The organism is Pseudomonas sp. MDT1-16, from assembly GCF_054898115.1.
This window is the reverse complement of record NZ_CM142717.1, coordinates 404,207-425,409: the sequence shown is the minus strand read 5'-3', so window position 1 is coordinate 425,409 and position 21,203 is coordinate 404,207. Positions and strand designations below refer to the sequence as shown.

Below are 21,203 nucleotides of genomic sequence, written 5' to 3'. Positions count from 1 at the left end.
GTTAAACCTGCTGAAAAAAACGTCAGCGGTGATAACGCCGCACCACACTGCTGTTTTTCAACACATGGCCTTTGATTTTTTCCAGCAGTTGCGCGCGCGTCAGGCCGGCAGCTAAAGCTTCCGGGGCCAGGTCCAGGGCGTAAAGCTGGATGATGTAGTGGTGCGCACTGTCGCCGACCGGCGGACAAGGACCGACATAACCTGTGGTGCCTTTGCTGTTGGTGCCACCGACGCCTTCAAGGGCGGATTTTGCGCCGACGCCGGCGGCAATCTGATGAGTCGCGGCTTTGATGCCGTAATGCACCCAGTGATCGACGCCTTGGCCTTTTTGGCCGTCAGGATCGTGCATGACGATGGCATAGCTCAACGTACCCGCCGGCCCGGCGTTCCAGTTCAAGGCCGGTGACTGATTGTGCCCACCGCAATTGGGCGCATCGCTGGCAGCCGCCGAGGTGAACAATCGATCGTCGGTGACACCTGGGATGTTCAAGGTGAAACGCTCCTGGGCCTGCGCCGGAAATTGCACGCAAAGGGCGACGGCAACGGCCGCCAGCCAAGGGGTCAGAGAGGTCAATCGGGTCATACCGGAGCACCTTGTGCGGGTGGGGCCGTCGTCGGCGTGCAAACTATAGCCGGACCGTTCGTTCGGTGGCAGTGGGAATTGGCTGAACCTCTGGATAAGCGCCAAACTCTTAAATGAAACGCTTGCCTGGAGAGTGATGATGGCACTGCACCGCGTTGCCTGTTTCGCCGACGTTCCCGAAGACCGCGGCCTGGAAGTGCGGATCGCGGACACCACAATCCTCCTGCTGCGGGCCGGCGATCAATTGCGCGCCTATCAGGGCGAATGCCCTCATGCCGGTGCGCCGCTGGCCGAAGGTGCGCTGTGTCATGGGCGCCTGATCTGCCCGTGGCACAAGGGGACGTTTCGGATCGAGGACGGCGCGCTGTGCGAACCGCCGGCCTTGGACAGCCTCAAGCGTTATCCCCTAGAGGTGCGCGAAGATGAGGTCTGGGTCGACGATCAGCCGATGTCCGACGCTCACACCCCGCCCGCCGACGATGAGCGGACGTTTGTGATCATAGGCGCCGGCGCCGCAGGCACGGCGGGTGCGGCGGCGTTGCGGGAGAGAGGCTTCGGTGGCCGGGTGCTGTTGATCGACCGTGAAACCGACGCCGGTTACGACCGTACGGTATTGAGCAAATTCGTGATTGCCGGGGAGATGCCGCCGGAAGAAATCCCGCCGCTGCGTGATGAACACTTTTACCGCGAACAGCGCATTGAGCGAATAAACGGTGAAGTGGCGAGCCTGGACGCCGCGAACAAAACGTTGCAGTTGCTCGACGGTCAATCGCTGAGCTACGACGCCGCGCTGCTCGCCACCGGAGGCACACCCAATCCTCTTACGCTGCCTGGCGCCGACCTGCCGCAAGTGTTCGTGCTGCGTTCGAAGGATCAGGCGCAGCGAATTCTGGAGTCGGCAAAACCAGGCCAACGAGCGGTGATCATCGGCGACAGTTTTATCGCCATGGAATCCGCATCCTCCCTGCGTCAATACGGCTTGGACGTTACCGTTCTGGCGCGTCACGCCGTGCCTTTCGTCAAACAGTTTGGCGACGCGGTCGGCAAGGCAATTCGTGCTCTTCACGAGGCCAACGGCGTGGTGTTTCATACGGCTGGCGAAGCAACGCACATCGAAGGAACCGCCAGGGTCGAAGCGGTGCGCCTGGACAACGGCCAACGTTTACCGGCGGATTTGGTGCTGGTCGGCATTGGCGTCAGCCCGGCAACCGGCGCATTCACCGGCCTGCCCATGGAAAAGGACCAGTCGCTGAAAGTCGACGGCGGGATGCGCGTGACCGATGGGCTTTGGGCTGCCGGCGATATCGCGACCTTTCCGCTCAACGGCCAGCCTCAACGGATCGAACACTGGCGCCTGGCACAGCAACAGGCGCGGATCGCGGCGATGAACATGCTTGGCGGCGACGAGCATTACCTCGGCGTGCCGTATTTCTGGACCTGGCACTTCGGTAAAAACTACGACTACCTTGGACACGCCGAAACCTGGGACGAGCTCGAGTTCAAAGGCGATCCCGACCATCCACCCTTTATCGGGCTGTTCGGCAAGGACGGAGTGGTGGTCGCCGCGGTGGCTTGCGATGAAGAACGTGCGGTAGCGATGCTCGCCGAACGGATGAAGCAGCCGCTGCCGGTGGACGAAGCGTGGCGACTGATTCGGGATGTTGGCTAGACGCAATGATTCACAACAAGGCTGGAATGCTGACGATGTATTACCGGCATATGCGGGCAACAAACCTACCCTTTCGCGTTCCTTGCGGATAAATAGAGCGCGTTGCCTTGTCCAGGTGCCCACCCTGACGCACAAAACTGACCGCTTCGTTATTGCGACGACTGCGCATCCAGGTGATCCACTGCAACAGTTCACGGTGCCCCAACTTTTCAATCAACAACAAAAACTGCTCACGCCAGCGCGTGCTGCCGCCCATGCCCAGCCCTGAGCGTCGTTTAAGGTCCGGGATACTTTGGCCGTCCATCACCCCTTTCACGAAATTGCGCCAAGGACGGAGTGGCATGTCGCGGCTGAGTGGGCTGTTTTGATCAGATTCCCGCAGCCTCGAATACTCGCCTTCAAGCTAACTCTCGCTAGGCGTGAGCGACTAGTTCAGCCTCGCGTTTGGCTATGGCTTCTTCCAGTTCCGGGGAGCGTTTGGCCCACTGTTCGGGAGGTAGTGGCTTTGACCATTCGATTATGTCGGGATAGGGCAGGTCTGGCGGCGGATTCAGTTTCCACCGCTCAAGGACGTCGATTAGCAACGTATTGAAAATGAAGATCCCGCAGAAACCTTCCCACAAGATGGTTAAAGGCCAACCTCTCAATTTTGCAGCTTTTACAAGATCGTCCAGATAGGTCGCCCATATCCCTTTAGACCTGTCGAAACGTGCCGTCTGATCCTCAACAGCCTCCGGACCAATCTCCATGTAGCTGCGCATGCACTCCCACAGCGCCATCGCCGTGGTGCCGCCCCCACAGTTGAAGCCTAGGGAGAAATGCTTGTCGTCTTCTTTGGCCTGCGGGTCCGGGTTTTCGAAACCGATGATTAATAAGCCCATCGTGGCTTTACCGGCCTGACTGACCGACGAGTGCTGTGTGGCCGCTGCCGTGACGGTCTCCCATGGCACGATCCAGTACTCGCCATCGTCGCGGGGTACGCAGACTTCTCGGCGCTGGCGATTGAAGCGCACGGGTAAGGGCACTTCGCGGAATAGGCCATAGACCACAAGCAAAATAGGGATGCCCACGATGATTAGCCCTCCGCCCCATATAAGAGGATCGGGAGTGATGTAGTTCAAAAGCGCAAACAGCAATACCATCGGCCACAGAACCATCACCGCCGAACCGATGCTGTAGCTACCAATATCGAGAAACACCTCGTTCTTGCGCCAGATGGTGTTGAGCACATCTGAGGGTTTTCTACCCGTAGGGATGGGTAATGGCGCCAGGTAGTCATTGCGCGAAAAAGTCCGTTTTTTCGTGGTGCCTGCCGGTGGGGTGCTCATCGTTTGTCCTTGGGTTGCAGGTAAATAGCGCCGGGGTGGTCCTCGCCGAGCGGGTAATTGGGCACACGATCCAGTTGGGGTGTCGGGTCGGCCCGCAGTTCTATCACACCAGTTGAGTCATTCAGGGTAAAGGCGAGCCCTCGCTCACCGCCGATAAAAGTGCGGGCGCCGAGTATCGCGGTCAATGGCGTTCGATATCGCAAACGCAGGGAAACAGTGCTGGGTTTTGTCCTCAATACATTTATCAGCTCTTTGAAGGGGCCGCTCAACCGTAAGCCCTGACCTTCCTTGAACGGTATCCACTGACAAACGCTGCTGGACAGCCAATGAGGTGTCATATCTCGCCAAGGACGAGGTGGCTTGAAGTTACTGGTCGGGCTGTTTTTGATCAGATGGCGGTAGCCCTGAGTGTCCTCCGGGTCACCGACCATGCTCAGTTCCAGGTAGACACTGCCGGGCTCGGCACCTGGCAAGTCGATGGTCAGGGCATTGATGGAACTGACGAAAGCAAGGCCGGAAGGGCCATGATCAGTGGTCGACTCCGAGCTGCTTTGCATGCTGACCCGAGGCGTATAAAGAATGAGGTATAGCCGGTCGAGCTCGTCCTGTTGGACTTTGGGGGCGATAGGCTCCAAGTCGATCGCCCGCGCTTTTGACCAGCAGCAGAAGTTCAGGAAGTTTTGCAGCGGCGTCCGCTCAAAGAACCAGGCAGTCAGGTACAGCACGCCCAACACGGCAATGATCCAGTTCAACGGTCCCATGTACAGCGTGTAACGCAAGATGGCGACTTCGACCTCGACTAATCCCGCCAAGGCTCTGCCGGTTTGGGCCATCCCCAACAGTGCCTGAGCACCAAAAGCACCGACCTGCCCAGCGACCACGTTCTGACGCATCTCCAGCCACGGATCGACATGAGTATGGGCTCGCTCTAGCTGAGTTTGCAGAGATCTGTATTCGTTCACTGCGGCGGCAAATGACAATCCACCAATCACCCCACCAAACAGCGTAAGTGTTGGCGCGGCAGATGAGCGAATAAAGAACCGATCCTTCCCCAACCCCTTCCGCACCTGATTATCAACCACTGCCACCAAAGCCGCCGCCGCATACAACGTCGCCGACACCGTGTCATTCACCCGCCGACTGTCCATCCCCTCCACCACCCCGGCCTTGCTCAAATGGTTATGCGCATTCAGCACGTTCAACAACAACGCCGCCAACGGCACCACCCCACCGCTGTTGATCACCAGACTGGATTTAACAATCCGCTCCACACGCCCTGCACCGATGGCCTTCCCGGTCGCCTTCGCCCAGTCGCCCAGCGCTTCACCCTGTTGCCCCAACAACTTCCACACCTGCCGGCCGGCCTCGGTCACGAACTGCAAACGCGTGTCGCTGCCCAGCCGCGCGGCGATGAAGACGCCCATCCAGGAGCGGCTGAAGGCGCCGTCCCCCTTGAGCAACAACAGCGAAGCCGCCAGACGGTTGACCAATACACTCCATTGGTTGCTGACGTCCCGCGCCATGGCCGCGATGTCTTCCAGAACCGCTGCGCTCAACGGCGCCAATACCTGATAGGTGGCGCTAATGTTGTCGGAGGCCAGTGCCGCCATCAACTCGCCCAGGCGAGAGGTGTTGTTAATGGCCGCATCGATTGAGGGCGTCCAGGCGTTGAACAGTTGGTTCAGGGCACCGCCGTCGGCGGCTCGCACGTAGTCCGCATATTGCTCGGCGCCCTGGGCGCGCAGGCATTGGGCGGTCAGGCAGCCGGTGGCCAGTTCGGTCAGCCAGTGCCGCGTCGTCAGGTCGTCGTAATCGACAAACCAGGTGCCGCTGAGCGAGCGGTTGAGGTACACGCCCCGGTCGGCAAACAACGCGGTGTGACGCTGTTCGATCTGTTGGTAGTGCGCCGCTGCGGTCTGCGCGAACCAGGTATTCATCGCCTCGAGGTCGATGTATTCGCCGACCTTGGCGCTGAAGAAATGGTTGTTGAGGTTGGCGTGTTTTTCGGCGCGGTATTCGCGGACGATGAATTCTACTTCGGTGTACAAGTCCGCCGGAATAAAGGCTCGCACTGGTGCGACGATGGCTGCGATACGCGCATCCCGGCCGCTGGCTTCGGCCTGAGTGGGCTGGCCACCGTATTGACGAACCCGGGTTTCAGCCTTGAGTTCTTCATCCAGCCGATGCTGGGTGTCGAGCATGACTTGGCCCTGTTCGGGCGTGAGGGTGATTTCGCGAGCCTTGTAGCGGTAGCTGATGGACCCGGCCAGTTCGGCCCCGTCTTCGCTGATCAGGCTGCGCACAAACCCGCCGATGCTCAGCCGAACATTATTCTCGCCCAACCATTTTTCGTGACCAGCCTCAACCCATTCCTGCTCGTGATTGATGTCACGCAGCACGCCCAGGTCGTCATCCAGGCATGCGAACACGGGAAATAATTCCTTGGCCTGTGACTTGGCGCTGTCCAACCAATCCTGAGTGCCCTGGCCATCCCATGGTTCGGCGCTCCACTCGCCTGGCAGCTGGTTGCGGGCGCCGGGATATTGGGCGATGGCTTTGTCGCGCTCACGCACGCGGTGCATGGCGTCGGTGTAGGCCTTGATGTTGGCCGGCGTCGGGTCTTTCATCACGGTTTCGCCCAGCGCGCCGGTATCCTCAGCGCCCCATTGTGGGTCAGCCTTCATGAACTGGGCGAAGGTGCCGGGGATGAGTTCAGCCATGACCTCAACGGCTTTTTCCAACGGTGGGCAATGCTCGGCTTGCAGTTCATTGGCCACGGTGCGCAACGCCACATGACGCATGTGTTCACGCCGCTTGGCGCTGCTGTCGCTCAGCGATTGGCAGTGCTCGGGGTTCAATGGGAACTCGCTGTAGAGCATCCACGCGTCGTGGATTTTTTCCAGGGCCAGCCCCGTCAGGGTGGCGTCAAGTACCAGGGTCGCATCGGCGTCGAGCGTTTGCTCTTTGAGCAGACCATTCGGCGAGACGGCATACCGTTTAAGGGGGCCTTTGTCCTGCCACAGATAAACAAATCCGGCCCGCAAGCGACGCGCCGCCATGGGACGGCTTTGAGTGGTCACGCCTGGGACGCAGCAAGGATTGGCGGCCTTTTCTTCAGCCAAGGCATAACGCACGGGCACGACGAAAATCTCGGCCTGGCTGGCCGGGCACGGCGTAAGCGTACTGTTGATATCGACGTGAGGCTGAGCCTTGGCGGCGCGTTCGGCCTGAGCGGCTCGGTCGACCATCGCCAGTTTTTCTGCGCTCATGGGCAGGACTCCTTGCCGGTGAGCTGCTGACGCGTCAGTTCGGCATTCAGGTTATCCAGCCGTTGCTCGGGCGATACACCGGGCTCGGCCAACATCCTTCGGTAAGCGGCGTGATCAGGTGCATCGGGAAAGTCAGTGCCCAGCGCAGCGTGGAAGCGAGCCCAGAGCAGGACTTCATCGATGGCGCTGTAACCGTGACGTTCGGCACTGTGCTGACAGTGAGATGCCCACTGTTGCAGTGCAAAGGCGTCCAGTCCTTGCAGGCATTCAGGAAAGTACTGCTGGCAATGTTCGATCAATTGTTGAGCGAAACGCTGCCGTTGGGCCGTGCCCAAGTGATCCAGTTGTTCCGCAGGCAAGAACAACCAAGGCTCTTGCGCATACTGGGCAGCGGGTTGATCCGGGTTTTCTTGATGGATATCCAATTCCGGGAGCCGGATCAGTCGTATAGGACCCATCAGGCGATCACGCTCGCAGGCGGCCAACTGCGCTAGCCACAATGCCGAGATACGCGGGTCGTGGTAACGGAACAAGACCGTGACATCCCCCGCGACACGGACGTGAATCAGGCTCCGTAAATGCTCAAGCACAACAGCTTCTTGCGCCTCTGACTCCAACCAGATGCCACACGTCGCGCTCCAGTCCCGAAAAAAGGTCTGGGCTAGCGGACTATTAGGGGAAACAGGCAGCAGTACCGGCCCGACTTCCTCCAATGGGCTATAGGCAGTTGTCTGATAGAGCGATTGAAACGTTGTGCTCCCCAGCTCAAACAGACGCTCGGGCAGACGTTCAATCTGGGCGCGATCCAGCAGCAGATAAGCCTGACTCATTCCGATATCTCCGCCAGTTTTTGACACACGGCACAGATCGCTGAGGCCTGTTGTGCGGCCTGAGTCAACGCCAGTTTTTGCGCGGCCAGGGATGGCGCAATCAGGGCCTGCGCAGCCACTGGAACCAATGAAACCGCGGATTGAACAGGCACACCGGCTACCGGAGCCCCACCCTCGACAATGGCCACGCTGCTGAAAATCCCGCCCGAGTTGATCACGATGTGGTGACCGCCAGCCTTAAGCGTCAGGCTCATCCCCGCATCAATCACCACGTTGGCAGCGGTGACGTGGGCCTGTGAACCGGCCTGAATCACCAACGTGCCGCCGGCCGTGGTGCTGCTGTTGCCGCTGATGGTGAGCAGGTCGTCGGTGCCGACCACCGTGTTGCGCACGCCTTGGGTGGTGTGCAACTCGTCGCCCTTGATCAGGCTGGCGCTGTGGTTGCCCACCTGTTCGAAACGGTCGTTGCTGATCAGGCTGTGGCTGTCGCGAGTGATCTGTTCACGGCGGTCGTTGCCGATCTTGGTGTCGCTGTCGTTGAGGATCAGTTGCTCGATATCGCGCTGCGCCCGTAGATAGATTTGCTCCTGCCCGGCGCGGTCTTCAATCGACAGTTCGTTGTAACCACCGGTGTGCGGGGAGCTGTGGCTGCGCAGTACGGTTTTAGTTTTGTGCTCGGGCAAGGCGTACGGCACGGACGTGACGGTGTTGGCCACACACCCGGTGATCAACGGTTGGTCGGGGTCGCCTTCCAGATAAGTCACCACCACTTCCATGCCGATGCGCGGGATGGTCACCGCCCCAAAGCTTTCACCCGCCCAGCTGGATGACACCCGCAGCCAGCAACTGCTTTTTTCACTGTTGAGTTCGGCCCGATCCCAAGGCAGCTCGACACGGACACGGCCATATTCATCGCAATAAACCTCTTCGCCGACCGGCCCGGTAACACGGGCGGTCTGGCTGACCAGCACGGTTTTGCGTGAACGCATCGGCGGACGGTAGAGCACGTCCCATGGAATGGCGCGAAAGCTGTTGCGATAGCCTTGGGTAAAGCCGTCTTCGGGTTTGACGTCGCTGGTGATGGCCTCTTCCAGTGACTGCGGTTGTTTTCCAGCGTGCGTCACGCTGAGCAACAACCACAAATCGTTGCAGGTTTTGCGCGGGTGTTCGGTCAGGTCGAAGTAGTGACCGCAGCGCAGCGTCGGCTGGTCACTTTTGCCCTCGGTCAACTGGTAATCGGCACGGTGCCGCTCCAAGGCCTGACGAGCGAGCTGTTTACCGCGTTTTTCGTTCTCGATTAATGCGGGGTAACGATAGTCTTCCAGCTCTGGGCTGAACTCGGCAGTAAAGCGACTTTCCAGCAGCAGATTCGGTCGTTTCAGGTCATAGTCCCGGCGCGTGACCGTGCTGGTCCGGGTGCTGAAACGCATGGAAAACTGGCTGACGACCGGGTGCTCGGCCACCATGCCGGAGTCTTGTAGATAAGGGGTTTCGCCCAGTTTGGGGAACCAGGTCTGGTCGTCGGTGAACACCAACAAATGACCGTCTGCCGAGTGCTGGTGATGCCACGCGATGCCGTCCTCGGCGCACAGGCGCTGGACGAGTTCGAAATCGCTTTCCCCATATTGCGTGCAGTACTCGCGCTCGGGGCTGGTGCTGACATGGAAGGTAAACGCATCGGCCTGAACGCCGTGACCTTTGAGCACCTGAGCAATGATTTGCGGCACCGTCAGGTGCTGGAAAATCCGCTGATTGTGGCTGAACTGCAAATAATGCAGCGTCGGTACGAGGGTCAGGTGATAACGAGTCAGGCGCTTGCCGGCCTCACCCACGAACACGTCTTCGATCCGACCGTGAAGGCCTTCGCCGTTAAGACCGAACTGGAGAAATGCGGGTTGGCTGAGCAGACTTTCGAGATCGAAATCCGGGTGTTCGCTGACCAGTTCAACCTGGATCGCATACAAAGCACTGATGGCCTCTACACCGTCAAAGACGAGCACTTTGAAATCGTTACGAACAGCGGGGATGTGCAGCGCAAAATGCGCCGTATTGGCCGATCCGAACATACGCTTATCCTTAAGCAAAGAGGAAATGAAGCGCGACGTCTAAACCGTCCATGGTCTGTGCACGCGAAACTGGCGGGCACGTTAACAACGGGGAAAAGGGATTTATGTAGGAAGGGTCTTCGAATACAGCCAGAGCTTTCCGTTCTTCAGAAAATTGGGCATCGCTCCTTGTCCCGTTTCAAACGCCAGACAGCAAAACGCCCGGCATCTGCGTTGCGCAGAGGCCGGGCGTCGGCGGGTAAGTCCTGGTTTTACTGGACGGTGACACTTCCGCCGAATTTGCCCATGACGAACCCGACAAACTCTTCGACGGTCATTTTCTGGCCGTTGAATTCCACCTGATTATTGGCGTAGTGCAGTTTGGTGACGATGTTGTTGCCTTCCAGTTTTGCCAACTGCGTGCCGACCGCCATGCTGCTGAACATGTCGGCGGTGGCGGTGGCCTGATCGGCGATGAGCTTGGCGTCGGTCTGACCGTCGATTTGCGATTGCACGCTCAGCAGGTCAACGAGCATTGGCTTGGACACTCGCACGTTAACGTCCAGCAGCGCGATCAGTTGTTGGGTCAGCTGGTCTGGCGGCAGGTCCATGGATTGTGGTTTGGTCAGGTCGAGCACCAGGTTGGCGCGGCTTTCGCCATTGGGGGTGTTGAACGACAGATTCTCCAGGGCGACCTGCGGGCCGGCAGCCAGCAGTTTCTCCAGTCCGGTTTTGACTTGCGCCTCTTCGGCCGGGGTCAAGACCAACTCTGGAGCCGGTTCGCCCGCAGCAGCGGCCTCAGCGGCGGCCTTCTCGTACGGTTGCAGTTTGGTCTGGTAAATCTGCATCAGCGACACTGTTGCCGGGATGTCGAGGTTCTTCAGGCTCATGGCCATTTGCGCAGACCCGACAGCCTTGCCGTTCAAGGTCACCTCACCCACCTTGTAATCGGCGCGCCCCGAAGCGCTGGTGCCCGATTCCTCGGTCTGGTTCTTCATTTCAAATTTCTTGAAACCCAATACCGACTGCTTGGCGCCGAAGGTGGTCTTGCTGTCGGTCAGCTCGACGGTGTTCTCGCCGGTGTAGTAACCGTAAGTACTTTTTTTCAGGTTGCTGGCCAGGGTCAGGCCGTTCAGTTCGACCTTCACCGGCGTCTGATCTTCGGCGACCGTGCTTAGCGTCAGGCTGTCCATGTAGCCATTGGCCTTGACCTTCTGCGCTTGAGCGCTGGCGGCGACTTCGAGGTTCAGCCCGGAAAATTTCAGGTTGGATTTGTCGTCAAGCGCCACGTCCAGCGGCAGCAATTGGAGGGTGCCGTTGGTGGAGTTGTCGTAGCCGATGTTGACCACGCCCGTCAGAGGGGATTTGTCCTTGGCAGCGGCGAACCACTTTTCGGTGGTCGGGGCTCTTTCCAGTTCGTAGTGACTGGTGGCCAGGACCGGCAACCACTTCAGCGACACCAGGCGCGAGAACGGCAGCGGACCGTGTTCAATGCGATCGACGAACAGCAGCTCGACCGGTGCTTCACCGAACATCTCGCCTTGGCCCTTGAGGCGGTAGTGCGCGGTGCTGCTGAACACATGGCGCTCCAGCGACACCAGTTCCAGCGACGCTTTGCCGTTGGAACCGACCAGCGCGGCTTGCAGCTCTTTGTTGGCGTCGGCGATCGAGGTATTCAGCACACCTTCGAGTTTGGTCCCGGTGTACCAGGCACCGCCGGCGCTGATTGCACCGATGGCGACCACAATTCCTAGAAGCACGCCTGCAGATTTATTCATGAATGACCCGATCAATGTCCGTTGTTGAAGGTGTGGTCGTCTTCCCTGAACCCATGACGGGTTGCGGTCACGACTGCGCAAAAAGTGGGATGCAGATTAGCATCAGGTGCGCCGGGCAACCCAATGATTAAAGGTTAAAGAGTGTCTATGGACCGCGCGCAGGGGTTGAGAGTTTCGGCGGTCATGCAATCGCCTTCGCGGGCAAGCCTCGCTCCTACAGGGACTGTGGTGCCCTTGTAGGAGCGAGCGATGCGGCGACCCGACTTGCCCGCGAAGGCGTCAGTACAGGCAACATCAATTCAGGAATACTGAACCTCGATCTCATCCAGCTGATGATCAAAGCTCTTGAGCCGTGCGGTCCATGTATAGACCAGCACCTCGAAGTCGCGATTGATCACCGCCGTGCCGCTTGGGGATTCCGAGCGCGGGTCGCAGAAGTCCAGTTGATAACGTTCGCGGGCCATGGCGTTGGCGACATCGCAGAGTTCACGGGCGTTGTTGAGCCAGTGCCTGCCGTCCTCGGACACTTGCTTGTCCAGCGCCTGGCATTGTTTTTTCAGGGTTTCGAGGCTTTTTTCCAGCGGCGTGCCGGTGAGTTCGCCCATGACTTCCTGGAACGTACGCCCCGGTTGCCAGTAACTGCCCCAGAAATACCGATCGAACACCGTTTCGACACGGCGCAGCGCGACCTTGGTGTCCCAGATCAACACCAGAGTCTTGCCTTGTTCGAGCTGTCTTTTTTTGATGCGCAGGCCCTGGAGCGACGCCCAGGCCACCACCACGATTGCCATCACGGCAATCAGTGCTGAAGCACTGTCGAGGAACACCAGCGCCTTGTCGATCTGGTGGGCCAGCATGATGCCGTAGAAATAGGTGGCCGACAGCAACACCAATGCCGCTATAGCGCACCAGAAGCCGGGAGCATAAGGGTTTTTCATTATTGGAATCCCCATGACCAACGCGAGCCTTGATTGATGAGCTCGACGCGCGACCTCATCAAGTCAAAGCATAGCAACGGCCTCAGGGTTTGCCGGGCTGTGACGCTTGCGTTCGTCCGCTTTCCCACCCGCCGCCCAATGCCAGGAACAAATCGATCTGGCTCATGGCAACTTGCGTGTTGGCCGAGGCCAGTTGCGCCCGCACATCGGTGTAGGTGCGGGTCGCTTGCAGGTCCGCCAGGAACGATGCGCGACCGGCCTGGAAGAAGCGGTGGGTCTGGTCTGCCGCCAGTTGCGCCGATTGGTCGGCATCGGCCAGGGCATCGCGACGTTGCAACAATGCGGAGTACTGGGCCAGCCCCGTCTGGGTTTCGCGGATGGCGTTGAGCACCACGCCATCGAAATGTGCCAGCGCGCCTTGGGTGGCGGCTTCGGCCTCGCGAATTCGTGCGCGGGAGCCGTTGGACGGCACGGTCCAGGTCAGCAACGGCCCGAAGCCCCAGCGATTGGTTGCTGGCTTGCCGAGGCTTTCCAGGATACCGACGGTACCAACGGTCGCGCCGATGCTGATGTCCGGGTACAACTCGCCGGTGGCGATGCCGATGCCGGCGGTCGCGGCAGCCAGTCGTCGCTCGGCCTGCCGCACATCGGGGCGACGCTTGAGCAACGTCGCGCCGTCACCCACCGGCAACAATTGCGCAATTTTTGGCAGTTCGGCGCAGCTGTCGGTGCCGGCCGGCAGTTGATCCAGCGGCTTGGCCAGCAGCATCGACAACCGGAACAAACCGGCCTGACGCGCCGCCTCATAACGCGGCATGTCGGCGCGCAAGGATTTGAATTGGGTTTGTGAGCGGGTGACCTGGGTTTCATCGCCACGCCCGGCGTCGCGCAAGCGCTGGATCAGCGTGGTGCCCTGGGCTTGCAAGTCGAGGGAATGCTGGGCAATTACCTGCTCTTCGTTGGCCGCGCAGACTTGGGTATACGCCCGAACCACATCGGCCACCAGGGTAATCCGCGCGGTATCCGCCGCGGCTTGAGTCGCGTCGGCATTGGCCTTGGCCGCCTCGATGCCGCGTTGCAACGTGCCAAACAGGTCGAACTGATACGAGGTGGTAATGCCAATGTCGCCGACGTTGGCCACTGGCACTTTCTCCGGTAGCAAGAACGCTTCACCGGACTCCTGCAAACGCTGGGCGCCGATCTTCACGCCGCCGCTCCAGCCACCGGCAGCTTGAGCCTCATCGACCTGCGCGCGGGCCCGGGAAAGGTTCGCCGCCGCCACGCGCAAATCAGTGTTGGAGGCCATGGCCTGCTGGACCAATTGATCGAGGCGCGGGTCCTGATACAAGCGCCACCAATCGCTGGGCACCGGTGCCGAGACGACATTTTTGCCGTTCACCGCCAAGTCGCCCTGCAAGTCTTCACGGTGTACGGCGGCCTCGTCCGGCAATTGATAGTCCGGCCCGACCACTTGGCAGGCTGACAACAACAGGCCTAATCCGGCGATAGCCAAACCCGAGGCCCTGCTCATTTCACCGGCTCCTGGGTTTGATCGTCAATGATCGACACCGTGGCGGTACGCCCGGCGATCATGCGGAAATCCGTCGGCACGTCATCGAAAGCGATCCGCACCGGAATCCGCTGTGCCAGCCGCACCCAACTGAACGCCGGGTTGACGTTGGGCAGCAGGTTACTGCCGCTGCTGCGGTCGCGGTCTTCAATGCCGGCGACGATGCTTTCCACATGCCCGCGCAGGCGAGCTCGGTCGCCGATGACCCGAATATCGACGCTCTGGCCGACATGAATGCCGTCCAGTTTGGTTTCCTCGAAATAACCGTCGATATGGAACGAATGGCTGTCCACCACCGACAACACCGGCCGCCCGGCCGTGACAAATTCCTGAGTTCGCGGTGCCCGGTCGTTGACGTAGCCATCCACCGGGCTGCGGATGGTCGAGCGGTCGAGGTTGAGCTGAGCGCTGTCCACGGCCACCTGAGCTTCCATCAACGCCACTTCGGCACGGGCCACCCGGGACTGGCTTTCTTCCAGTTGCTCGCCCGGCACCAGATTGCCGAGGCCACGGTTACGCTTGGCTTCGCGTTGCGCCTGAGCCAGGGTTTCCTGACGGTCGGCGGCCGCTGCCTTGGCCTGTCGCAGGGCTAGGTTGAAACGGTCCTGATCAATGCTGAACAGCACCTGGCCACGTTTCACCCGTTGGTTGTCACGCACGTCGACGCGCTGGATCAACCCGGACACGTCCGGTGCGATCTGCACGATGTCGGCACGAATGTGGCCGTCCCGGGTCCAGGGCGCGAACATGTAATACATCACCATGCGCCAAACCACGACAACGGCAAAGGTCACGATCAGCAGGGTCAGGACCACGCGACCGAGGGTCAAAAAAGGTTTTTTCATGTCATCAGGTATCGACTGAGTGAGTCCACGGCGCCGAGCAGCACGGCGTAGAGAGCCACGTTAAACAATGCCCGGTGCCAGACCAGACGGTAAAAGTGCAGACGCGTCAGCAACCCGTGCACCAGCAGGAACAACACGTACGTAATGCCCATCAGCACCAGCAGCGTGGGCAGAAACACCCCGCTGATATCCAGATCACCGATCATAAAGGCGCTCCATCGATGCCATGGGGAAGCGGTTCTTCGAGCTCGCCGTTGCCGACAAACTCCACCCCTGGCAGCAGCGACAAGCGCAGGCCGCTCAAGGCGTGCAGCAAATGCACACGGGCGCCCTCATCGCACTCCGTGTTGAGGGCGCGACGGGTGCGGTCCAGGGTCATCAGCAACGGACTCGGTGCCGGCAAACGTTCGCCAGCCTTGAGGCAGGCTTTGAAATACTCGCCGACCTCGGCCACCACTTGGTGCAGCAGCGCTTGCGGTACGCCGAGGACTCGCGGTGTATAGGCGAGCAAATCCAGCAGATTCAGCGCCACGCGCACTTCCCGCAGGGCGATGCCGGTGTCCTGGCCAGTCATGGCCAGGCGCGGTAGATGCTGCATCAGGCGATCGAGCATCTGCACGCCCAAGTGCCGGTGCTCAGACAACGTGGCCGGTTCGGTCAGGCTGACAATGTCGCGCCAGCTGAAACGGGTCAGACGCTTGGTCGCCAGTTCGGCGCCGAACGGCCGGGCGATCAGGGTCCAGACGAAGGCGAACAACAAGCCCACGGGACCGGCCAGGTTGGAGTTGGCGAAGCTGAGGAAATCGGCGTCGTAGGCGCCCTGAATGCTGATGAAGGACGAGGTGTTGACGAGGGTGAGCAGCATGCCCAGATAAAACTGCGGTTTCACCGTCAGGGTGCCGATGCAAATGAACGGCACGGCAAACGCCAGCACCAGCATCGGGAAGTCATGCAGGTTGGGCAGGACCAAAAACAGATAGAGGCTGGCGAACAACACCGACATCGCCGTCCAGAAAAAGAATCGGAAGATCTGCGGTGCCGGGTCGTCCATCGACGCGAAAAAGCTGCACGCCACCGCCGCCAGAATCACTGCGGCGCCACCGTCGGTCCAGCCGAGCAGAATCCACAGCACCGAAGCGACGATGATGGCGGTGACCGTGGACGCCGCCGAATAGAGCATCAGCCCACGGTCGAGAAACGGCGACAGCCGACCGAGCCGCCAGTGCCGATAGACCGCGCGCCAGCTGTCCTGGCTTTCGCACTGGATGGCGTATTGCAGGCTGCGACAGTCCTGCCACACATCAATCCACTCGCCGAGGCGATACAGGGCGTTGGAAAACAGCAATTGCTTGCGATCATTCAGCGCCTCGGCACTGGGTTGCAGGGCCTCGAGCTGGTCTTTCAGCGTTTGCCAGCGGTCCAGGTCGGCGTCTTTGTGGCCGAGCCATTCGGTGGTCGCGGCCAGCAACGGCGCGAACTTATCCACAAGCTCGGGCGTGCGCCGCTCAAGGGCATAAAGCGCGTCGTCCAGGGCGTCGATCACTGGCAGCAGGTGAATCATGCGACCGCGCAGTTCCTTAGTGTTGCGCACCGTTTGCGGGCGCGCGCCTTCGTGGGGCAACTGACCGATCATCAATTCCAGCGTGTTGAAGGTCGCAACCATCGAGGAGCGCAACGCGCTGACTTCGTCCGGCTGCACGTTGCGGCTGAGGAAACGCAGGCTGTAGGTCGAGGCATCGGCGAACCATTTGTTCACTGAATCGTTGAACACCGGCGCCAGCCGGCGGGGCCAGAACATGGCGCCGACCACCGCCGCCACGGCGATGCCGAGGAAGATTTCTTCAGTCCGCGCTTCGGCCACGTCCCACACCGCCAACGGGTTATCCACTACGGGCAGGGCGATCAGCGGTAAGGTGTAACCGGCGAGCATCAGGGCGTAACTGTTGGCGGTGCGCAGGTGCAGCGACAGAAAAAGCAGAATCCCGGTCCACAGCGCAATGACCACCACCAGCACATAGGGACTCTGGACAAACAGCGGCACGAAAAAAACCGCCGCAGCGGCGCCGAGAAAGGTGCCGACCGCGCGGTACAACGCCTTGGAACTGGTAGGGCCGACAAACGGACTGGAAACGATGTAGACCGTAGCCATCGCCCAATAAGGACGGGGCATTTGCATGAGCATGGCGATGTACAGCGCAATCATCGATGCCGCGAACGTCCGTACACCGTAGAACCAGTCCCGCGCCGGGGGCATGCCGGTAAAAAATCCGTTCAAGGGGTGATCACCGGCAGATGATTGGCCGATTCAAACGCTCTCAGTACCCGCAACGCCGCTTCCAGATCACTCTGATCAATCCCTTCGAGCACTTCATGGCGCAGGCGCACCAGCTCGATTTCGACGGCTTGCACCAACTCCCGGCCCGTCTCGGTCAGGCTCAGGCATTTGGCGCGCCGGTCATGGGCGTCTTCGGTGCGGCAGACGTAGCCGGCATGACAGAGTTGATCCAGCAGGCGCACCAGGGACGGGCTCTCCATCCCGGCCGCCTGCGCCACCGTCACCTGCCGCACACCCTCGCCCAAGCGCCCGATCATCAACAACGGGACGGCGCAGGCTTCGGAGATTCCATAGTTGACCAGCGTGGTCTGGCAGATCTTCCGCCAATGCCTGGCGGCCACCACCATGGAGCTGCTGATGGTCATCTGGAGAGCGTCGAGGTTCTTCGGCACGAGGGGAAACACACACTGTTAGTTTGCTAACTATCAATATGGCATTGGAGGGGAAAGTTGGTCAAGTTTTGAAACAAATTGGTGGGCATGACCCATGACTAGCTTCGGCAGGAATCGCCGTAGCATTCGAAACTGCGTAACGCTTTGCGACCGGACCGAGACTTAACCAGTGACTAAACCTCCTGCATCAGAATCTGAAAATACCTTGGATTCTGCAGACTCAAAACAATACCGCGGTTTCCTGCAAAGGAAAGTGGACGCGGCACGGCTATCACAGCGTCAAGGCCAATACTTCAGCAATGAAGAGATCGAAACAGAATTTGCCGCCAGGCGGGCGCAGGCGGCGGAATAGAAAGATCGGAAAGCTATTAACGTTTCTTGGCTCGGTCGTAAACAGCGCTGCGTTCACGCCTACCCACTGCCACCACCGAAACGACTACACGTTCATCAATAACTTCGTACACCAACCTGTACCCCGATGAGCGCAACTTGATTTTGTAGCAATCAGGCATTCCATGCAGTGAATCTGATGGCACTCGAGGGAGCTCGAGTCGCTCTGCCAGTTTCTTTTTGAATTGCTCTCGCAATGTATGACCCAGTTTGTCCCACTCCTTGCGTGCGGACGGCAGGAATTCGAGCTTATAGGTCATCCAGATTTACCGGGACCGGTGTTTCATGCTTGCGAGAGCGAACAATTTCTGCCAATTCAAGATCATCGAGGCGTTCCATCATGGACTCGAAAACATCGGCCGGGACCATGTAGCCCATAACTCGATTGTGATTCAGCACTGCGACGGCCCCACCATGGGAGCCACTCAAAACCGCTGATGGATTTTTCTTCAACTCAGACACACTGACAGCCATGTCGGCCAGAACATTTTGCATAATTAAGACCTCAATTCAGGTCATGATTCTGGTCTATTCATGCTTTATGAGCAACCTGGAAAAAACCCTAAAATTGGATTTCCCCCCAGATTTTTTTACCACTCACCAGTTTTTTTACATTTCGCCATTTTCTCTCAGATTTTTTTACACCCCACGCCCCTTCCTCAACAGCACATCCAACTGATCCACCACCTCCGCCCAATCCGCGTCATCCAGAATCTCGTCCCGCAAAAATGCCGCCTGACTCTTAGTCCAGAAAAACGCATCAGCCAAATGCAATTCAGGTTTGAGCGGTGAATGGGTAGCGATGAATTGGTCGATGCTTTGGGCATCATCGGGCAGGCCGAGTTGTTTGAATAGGGATGGGAGGCTGTGGGTTGGGGATTCCATGTCGGGCTCCTTTTTTATGGCAAGTGATTGGTGACTGCTTTGCAGTCAATCGCGGGCAAGCCACGCTCCCACAGGAACTGCGAGAACCCTGTGGGAGCGTGGCTTGCCCGCGATAGCGGTGTAACTGACGCTACAAAACTCATTGACTCAATTCACACACCTCAGCATGCGGCACCATTTTCAGGAATTCCGGCATGCTCATGTGCACCAGGTTGTTGTGGTTACCAGCCTCCAGGTAGATGTCTTTTTGCCGGGTCAGCAGTGGGTCGATGACCATGTCCATGCCATAGGATTCGCCCAACGCCGGCACCGCGCCGCGTTCGCAGTCGGTGAACAGATGCGCCAGGGTGCTTTCCCGGGTGATCTGCCATTCGCCGCTGCCGCGTACTTTACTCAGGTCCAGGTGACGGCTCGCCGGCAGCACGGCCATTAGATAATGGCCGTGGTGGTCGTCGAGGATCACCGATTTGGCCACCCGTTCGGCAGGAATGCCCGCGACCCGCGCCGTTTCAAGGCTGCTGGCCGAGTGCGGATGGGTGACGACGTCAAATTCGCATTGAGCCTTGTTCAGACTGTCCTGCACAGTTCTTGCCATACGCATGATGCACCTCGGTGTCCGCAACCACTGTTCGCGGACGATGGTTAAACTTTTTCTCTCCACTAAAAGTCTAGGCCCGCTGGCGCAATCTCGCGGGAAATCTGCCCGCCGGAACAACGTCAACAACTGATCAAAATTCGTACAACCTAGAGCTCGACTAGACTGTATAAAGAACCATCAATGACTCTCCCGGAGGGTCACGTGAACACTCGGTATTGTGCAGTTGCGCTGCTGTTGGCTTTGAGCGGATCGGTATTCGCAGCGGACACCGTCGTCCTGCTGGTGCCCAACCCCATCGGGATCTGGCTGATCACGTTCGGCATCGCGTTTCTGATCGCCGAGGCGGCCTTGCCCAATTACGGCGTGATCGGTCTGGGCGGCATTGTGATGTTCGTGATCGGTGCGGTGATTCTGACCAACACCGAGGTCCCTGTTCCGTTGATAATCGGCATGGGACTGATCAGTGCGCTGTTGCTGATCTTCCTGCTGATCCACGCTCTGAAAACCCGACCGCGCGAAAACGTCAGTGGCGATGCAGGACTGGTGGGTAGCGTGGCCCCGGTGATGTCGCTGGCCGGCAACGCCTACAACGGTTGGGTGCACCTGCAAGGAGAAAAGTGGCAAGTACTCAGCGCCACGCCGCTGCAACCCGGGCAAAGGGTTCGGGTGGTGGCACGCAAGGGATTATTGCTGGAAGTGGCCGCGGCTGACGCGGCGCCGGGTGGAGAATAACCATGGGCCTGCAACTGGGTTTTGCCGCGCTGCTGTTACTGGTGATTGCACTGGCGGGGTCGACCTTCCGCATCCTGCGCGAATACGAGCGCGGGGTAGTCTTCCAGCTCGGGCGCTTCTGGCAGGTCAAAGGCCCTGGCCTGATCCTGCTGATTCCGGTGGTGCAGCAAATGGTTCGCGTCGACTTGCGCACCGTGGTCCTCGACGTGCCGCCACAAGACGTGATCACCCGCGACAACGTCTCGGTCAAGGTCAACGCGGTGCTGTATTTCCGCGTCCTCGATCCGCAGAAGGCCATCATCCAGGTCGAAGACTTTCTCATGGCCACCAGCCAATTGGCCCAAACCACCTTGCGGGCGGTGCTCGGTAAACATGAGCTCGATGAACTGCTCGCCGAGCGTGAGCGGTTGAACACCGACATTCAGCAAGTGCTCGATGCCCAGACCGATGCCTGGGGCATCAAGGTCGCCAACGTCGAGATCAAGCATGTGGACCTCAACGAATCAATGGTCCGCGCCATCGCCAGACAGGCCGAAGCCGAGCGGGAACGTCGGGCCAAGGTGATCCACGCCGAAGGTGAATTGCAGGCCTCGGAAAAACTCATGCAGGCCGCTGAAATGCTCGGGCGCCAGCCTGGGGCCATGCAGTTGCGGTATATGCAGACGTTGAGTTCGATTGCCGGGGACAAGACGTCGACGATCGTCTTTCCGCTGCCGATCGAGTTGCTCAAGGGGATGGCGGATTTGTCGTCCAAAGAGTGACCTTCACCACAGACACCAACGTCCGGTAATCCCGTCGGAGATTTCCTTCAAGTTGTAGTGGTGTTGGTGAACTTGTTCCGGTTCGAACCCAGGTCTAGTCTGGCTTTGTCACTGAATAAACGGTGACACGGACGTGCAAGTCCGGGTAAAACGTTGACCAATTTCGCGTAGGCATTCGTCGGGCACTTTGTGCTCGCTGTATTCGCTTTATGGCGGCTATGTGCGGGAGACCTTCGGGTCTGCCGAGGTTTTTTG

Annotated in this window: 20 protein-coding genes; 3 read left to right on the top strand and 17 right to left on the bottom strand. The window is 59.3% G+C overall.

From position 1 onward, the window contains the following. Positions 1-22: 22 nt before the first annotated feature. The gene (locus tag ACYZT3_RS01890; RefSeq protein WP_462031385.1) at positions 23-583 is read right to left on the bottom strand and encodes a YbhB/YbcL family Raf kinase inhibitor-like protein; all 561 of its coding nucleotides are present in this window, start codon (positions 581-583) and stop codon (positions 23-25) included. A gap of 139 nt (positions 584-722) precedes the next feature. Between ACYZT3_RS01890 and ACYZT3_RS01885 the strand changes: the two genes are divergently transcribed. Then, positions 723-2,252 carry an apoptosis inducing factor family protein gene (locus tag ACYZT3_RS01885; RefSeq protein WP_282377450.1) on the top strand — a complete coding sequence of 510 codons (1,530 nt, stop codon included), beginning with the start codon at positions 723-725 and terminating at the stop codon, positions 2,250-2,252. A gap of 40 nt (positions 2,253-2,292) precedes the next feature. On the opposite strand, the gene ACYZT3_RS01880 is transcribed toward ACYZT3_RS01885, so the two are convergent. From ACYZT3_RS01880 to ACYZT3_RS01805, 16 genes are all read right to left on the bottom strand, one after another. Then, a complete protein-coding gene (locus ACYZT3_RS01880) occupies positions 2,293-2,556 on the bottom strand; it encodes a hypothetical protein (RefSeq protein ID WP_462031384.1) in 264 nt (87 codons plus the stop codon). Between the two features lie 109 nt (positions 2,557-2,665). Continuing rightward, on the bottom strand, positions 2,666-3,580 hold the full coding sequence (locus tag ACYZT3_RS01875) for a hypothetical protein (protein WP_462031383.1): 915 nt from the start codon (positions 3,578-3,580) through the stop codon (positions 2,666-2,668). After that, positions 3,577-6,849, bottom strand: a complete 3,273-nt coding sequence (locus ACYZT3_RS01870) for a toxin VasX (RefSeq protein WP_462031382.1) — start codon at positions 6,847-6,849, stop codon at positions 3,577-3,579. The genes ACYZT3_RS01875 and ACYZT3_RS01870 overlap by 4 nt, the downstream gene beginning before the upstream one ends. Continuing rightward, positions 6,846-7,679, bottom strand: a complete 834-nt coding sequence (locus ACYZT3_RS01865; RefSeq protein ID WP_462031381.1) for a DUF4123 domain-containing protein — start codon at positions 7,677-7,679, stop codon at positions 6,846-6,848. Before ACYZT3_RS01865 ends, ACYZT3_RS01870 begins: the two co-directional genes overlap by 4 nt. Beyond that, positions 7,676-9,745: a type VI secretion system Vgr family protein gene (locus tag ACYZT3_RS01860; RefSeq protein WP_462031380.1), complete on the bottom strand. Its 2,070-nt coding sequence runs from the start codon at positions 9,743-9,745 to the stop codon at positions 7,676-7,678. Before ACYZT3_RS01860 ends, ACYZT3_RS01865 begins: the two co-directional genes overlap by 4 nt. A 251-nt stretch (positions 9,746-9,996) precedes the next feature. Continuing rightward, on the bottom strand, positions 9,997-11,502 hold the full coding sequence (locus ACYZT3_RS01855; protein WP_462031379.1) for a YdgA family protein: 1,506 nt from the start codon (positions 11,500-11,502) through the stop codon (positions 9,997-9,999). A 299-nt stretch (positions 11,503-11,801) separates the two neighbouring features. Continuing rightward, positions 11,802-12,440: an NADH:ubiquinone oxidoreductase subunit N gene (locus ACYZT3_RS01850; protein WP_462031378.1), complete on the bottom strand. Its 639-nt coding sequence runs from the start codon at positions 12,438-12,440 to the stop codon at positions 11,802-11,804. An 82-nt stretch (positions 12,441-12,522) separates the two neighbouring features. Then, positions 12,523-13,971, bottom strand: a complete 1,449-nt coding sequence (locus ACYZT3_RS01845; protein ID WP_282383270.1) for an efflux transporter outer membrane subunit — start codon at positions 13,969-13,971, stop codon at positions 12,523-12,525. Further along, the gene (locus ACYZT3_RS01840; protein WP_462031377.1) at positions 13,968-14,855 is read right to left on the bottom strand and encodes an efflux RND transporter periplasmic adaptor subunit; all 888 of its coding nucleotides are present in this window, start codon (positions 14,853-14,855) and stop codon (positions 13,968-13,970) included. Before ACYZT3_RS01840 ends, ACYZT3_RS01845 begins: the two co-directional genes overlap by 4 nt. Next, a complete protein-coding gene (locus ACYZT3_RS01835) occupies positions 14,852-15,061 on the bottom strand; it encodes a DUF1656 domain-containing protein (protein WP_033058629.1) in 210 nt (69 codons plus the stop codon). The genes ACYZT3_RS01840 and ACYZT3_RS01835 overlap by 4 nt, the downstream gene beginning before the upstream one ends. Beyond that, positions 15,058-17,130, bottom strand: coding sequence for an FUSC family protein (locus ACYZT3_RS01830; protein WP_462031376.1), 2,073 nt, complete (start codon positions 17,128-17,130; stop codon positions 15,058-15,060). Before ACYZT3_RS01830 ends, ACYZT3_RS01835 begins: the two co-directional genes overlap by 4 nt. Next, the gene (locus ACYZT3_RS01825; protein ID WP_282383258.1) at positions 17,127-17,555 is read right to left on the bottom strand and encodes a MarR family winged helix-turn-helix transcriptional regulator; all 429 of its coding nucleotides are present in this window, start codon (positions 17,553-17,555) and stop codon (positions 17,127-17,129) included. Before ACYZT3_RS01825 ends, ACYZT3_RS01830 begins: the two co-directional genes overlap by 4 nt. A 395-nt stretch (positions 17,556-17,950) precedes the next feature. Continuing rightward, the gene (locus tag ACYZT3_RS01820) at positions 17,951-18,232 is read right to left on the bottom strand and encodes a type II toxin-antitoxin system RelE family toxin (RefSeq protein ID WP_462031375.1); all 282 of its coding nucleotides are present in this window, start codon (positions 18,230-18,232) and stop codon (positions 17,951-17,953) included. Then, positions 18,222-18,467 (bottom strand): type II toxin-antitoxin system Phd/YefM family antitoxin, encoded by a 246-nt coding sequence (locus ACYZT3_RS01815; RefSeq protein WP_462031374.1) that lies wholly within the window; start codon positions 18,465-18,467, stop codon positions 18,222-18,224. The genes ACYZT3_RS01820 and ACYZT3_RS01815 overlap by 11 nt, the downstream gene beginning before the upstream one ends. Before the next feature lie 144 nt (positions 18,468-18,611). After that, a complete protein-coding gene (locus tag ACYZT3_RS01810; protein ID WP_282383253.1) occupies positions 18,612-18,857 on the bottom strand; it encodes a DUF2789 domain-containing protein in 246 nt (81 codons plus the stop codon). A 139-nt stretch (positions 18,858-18,996) separates the two neighbouring features. Continuing rightward, positions 18,997-19,458, bottom strand: coding sequence for an aminoacyl-tRNA deacylase (locus ACYZT3_RS01805; RefSeq protein ID WP_462031373.1), 462 nt, complete (start codon positions 19,456-19,458; stop codon positions 18,997-18,999). A gap of 198 nt (positions 19,459-19,656) precedes the next feature. Here ACYZT3_RS01805 and ACYZT3_RS01800 point away from each other — a divergent pair, with 198 nt between their 5' ends. Next, positions 19,657-20,187 carry an NfeD family protein gene (locus ACYZT3_RS01800; RefSeq protein WP_462031372.1) on the top strand — a complete coding sequence of 177 codons (531 nt, stop codon included), beginning with the start codon at positions 19,657-19,659 and terminating at the stop codon, positions 20,185-20,187. A 2-nt stretch (positions 20,188-20,189) separates the two neighbouring features. Continuing rightward, a complete protein-coding gene (locus ACYZT3_RS01795; protein WP_282383248.1) occupies positions 20,190-20,948 on the top strand; it encodes a slipin family protein in 759 nt (252 codons plus the stop codon). Positions 20,949-21,203 lie beyond the last annotated feature (255 nt).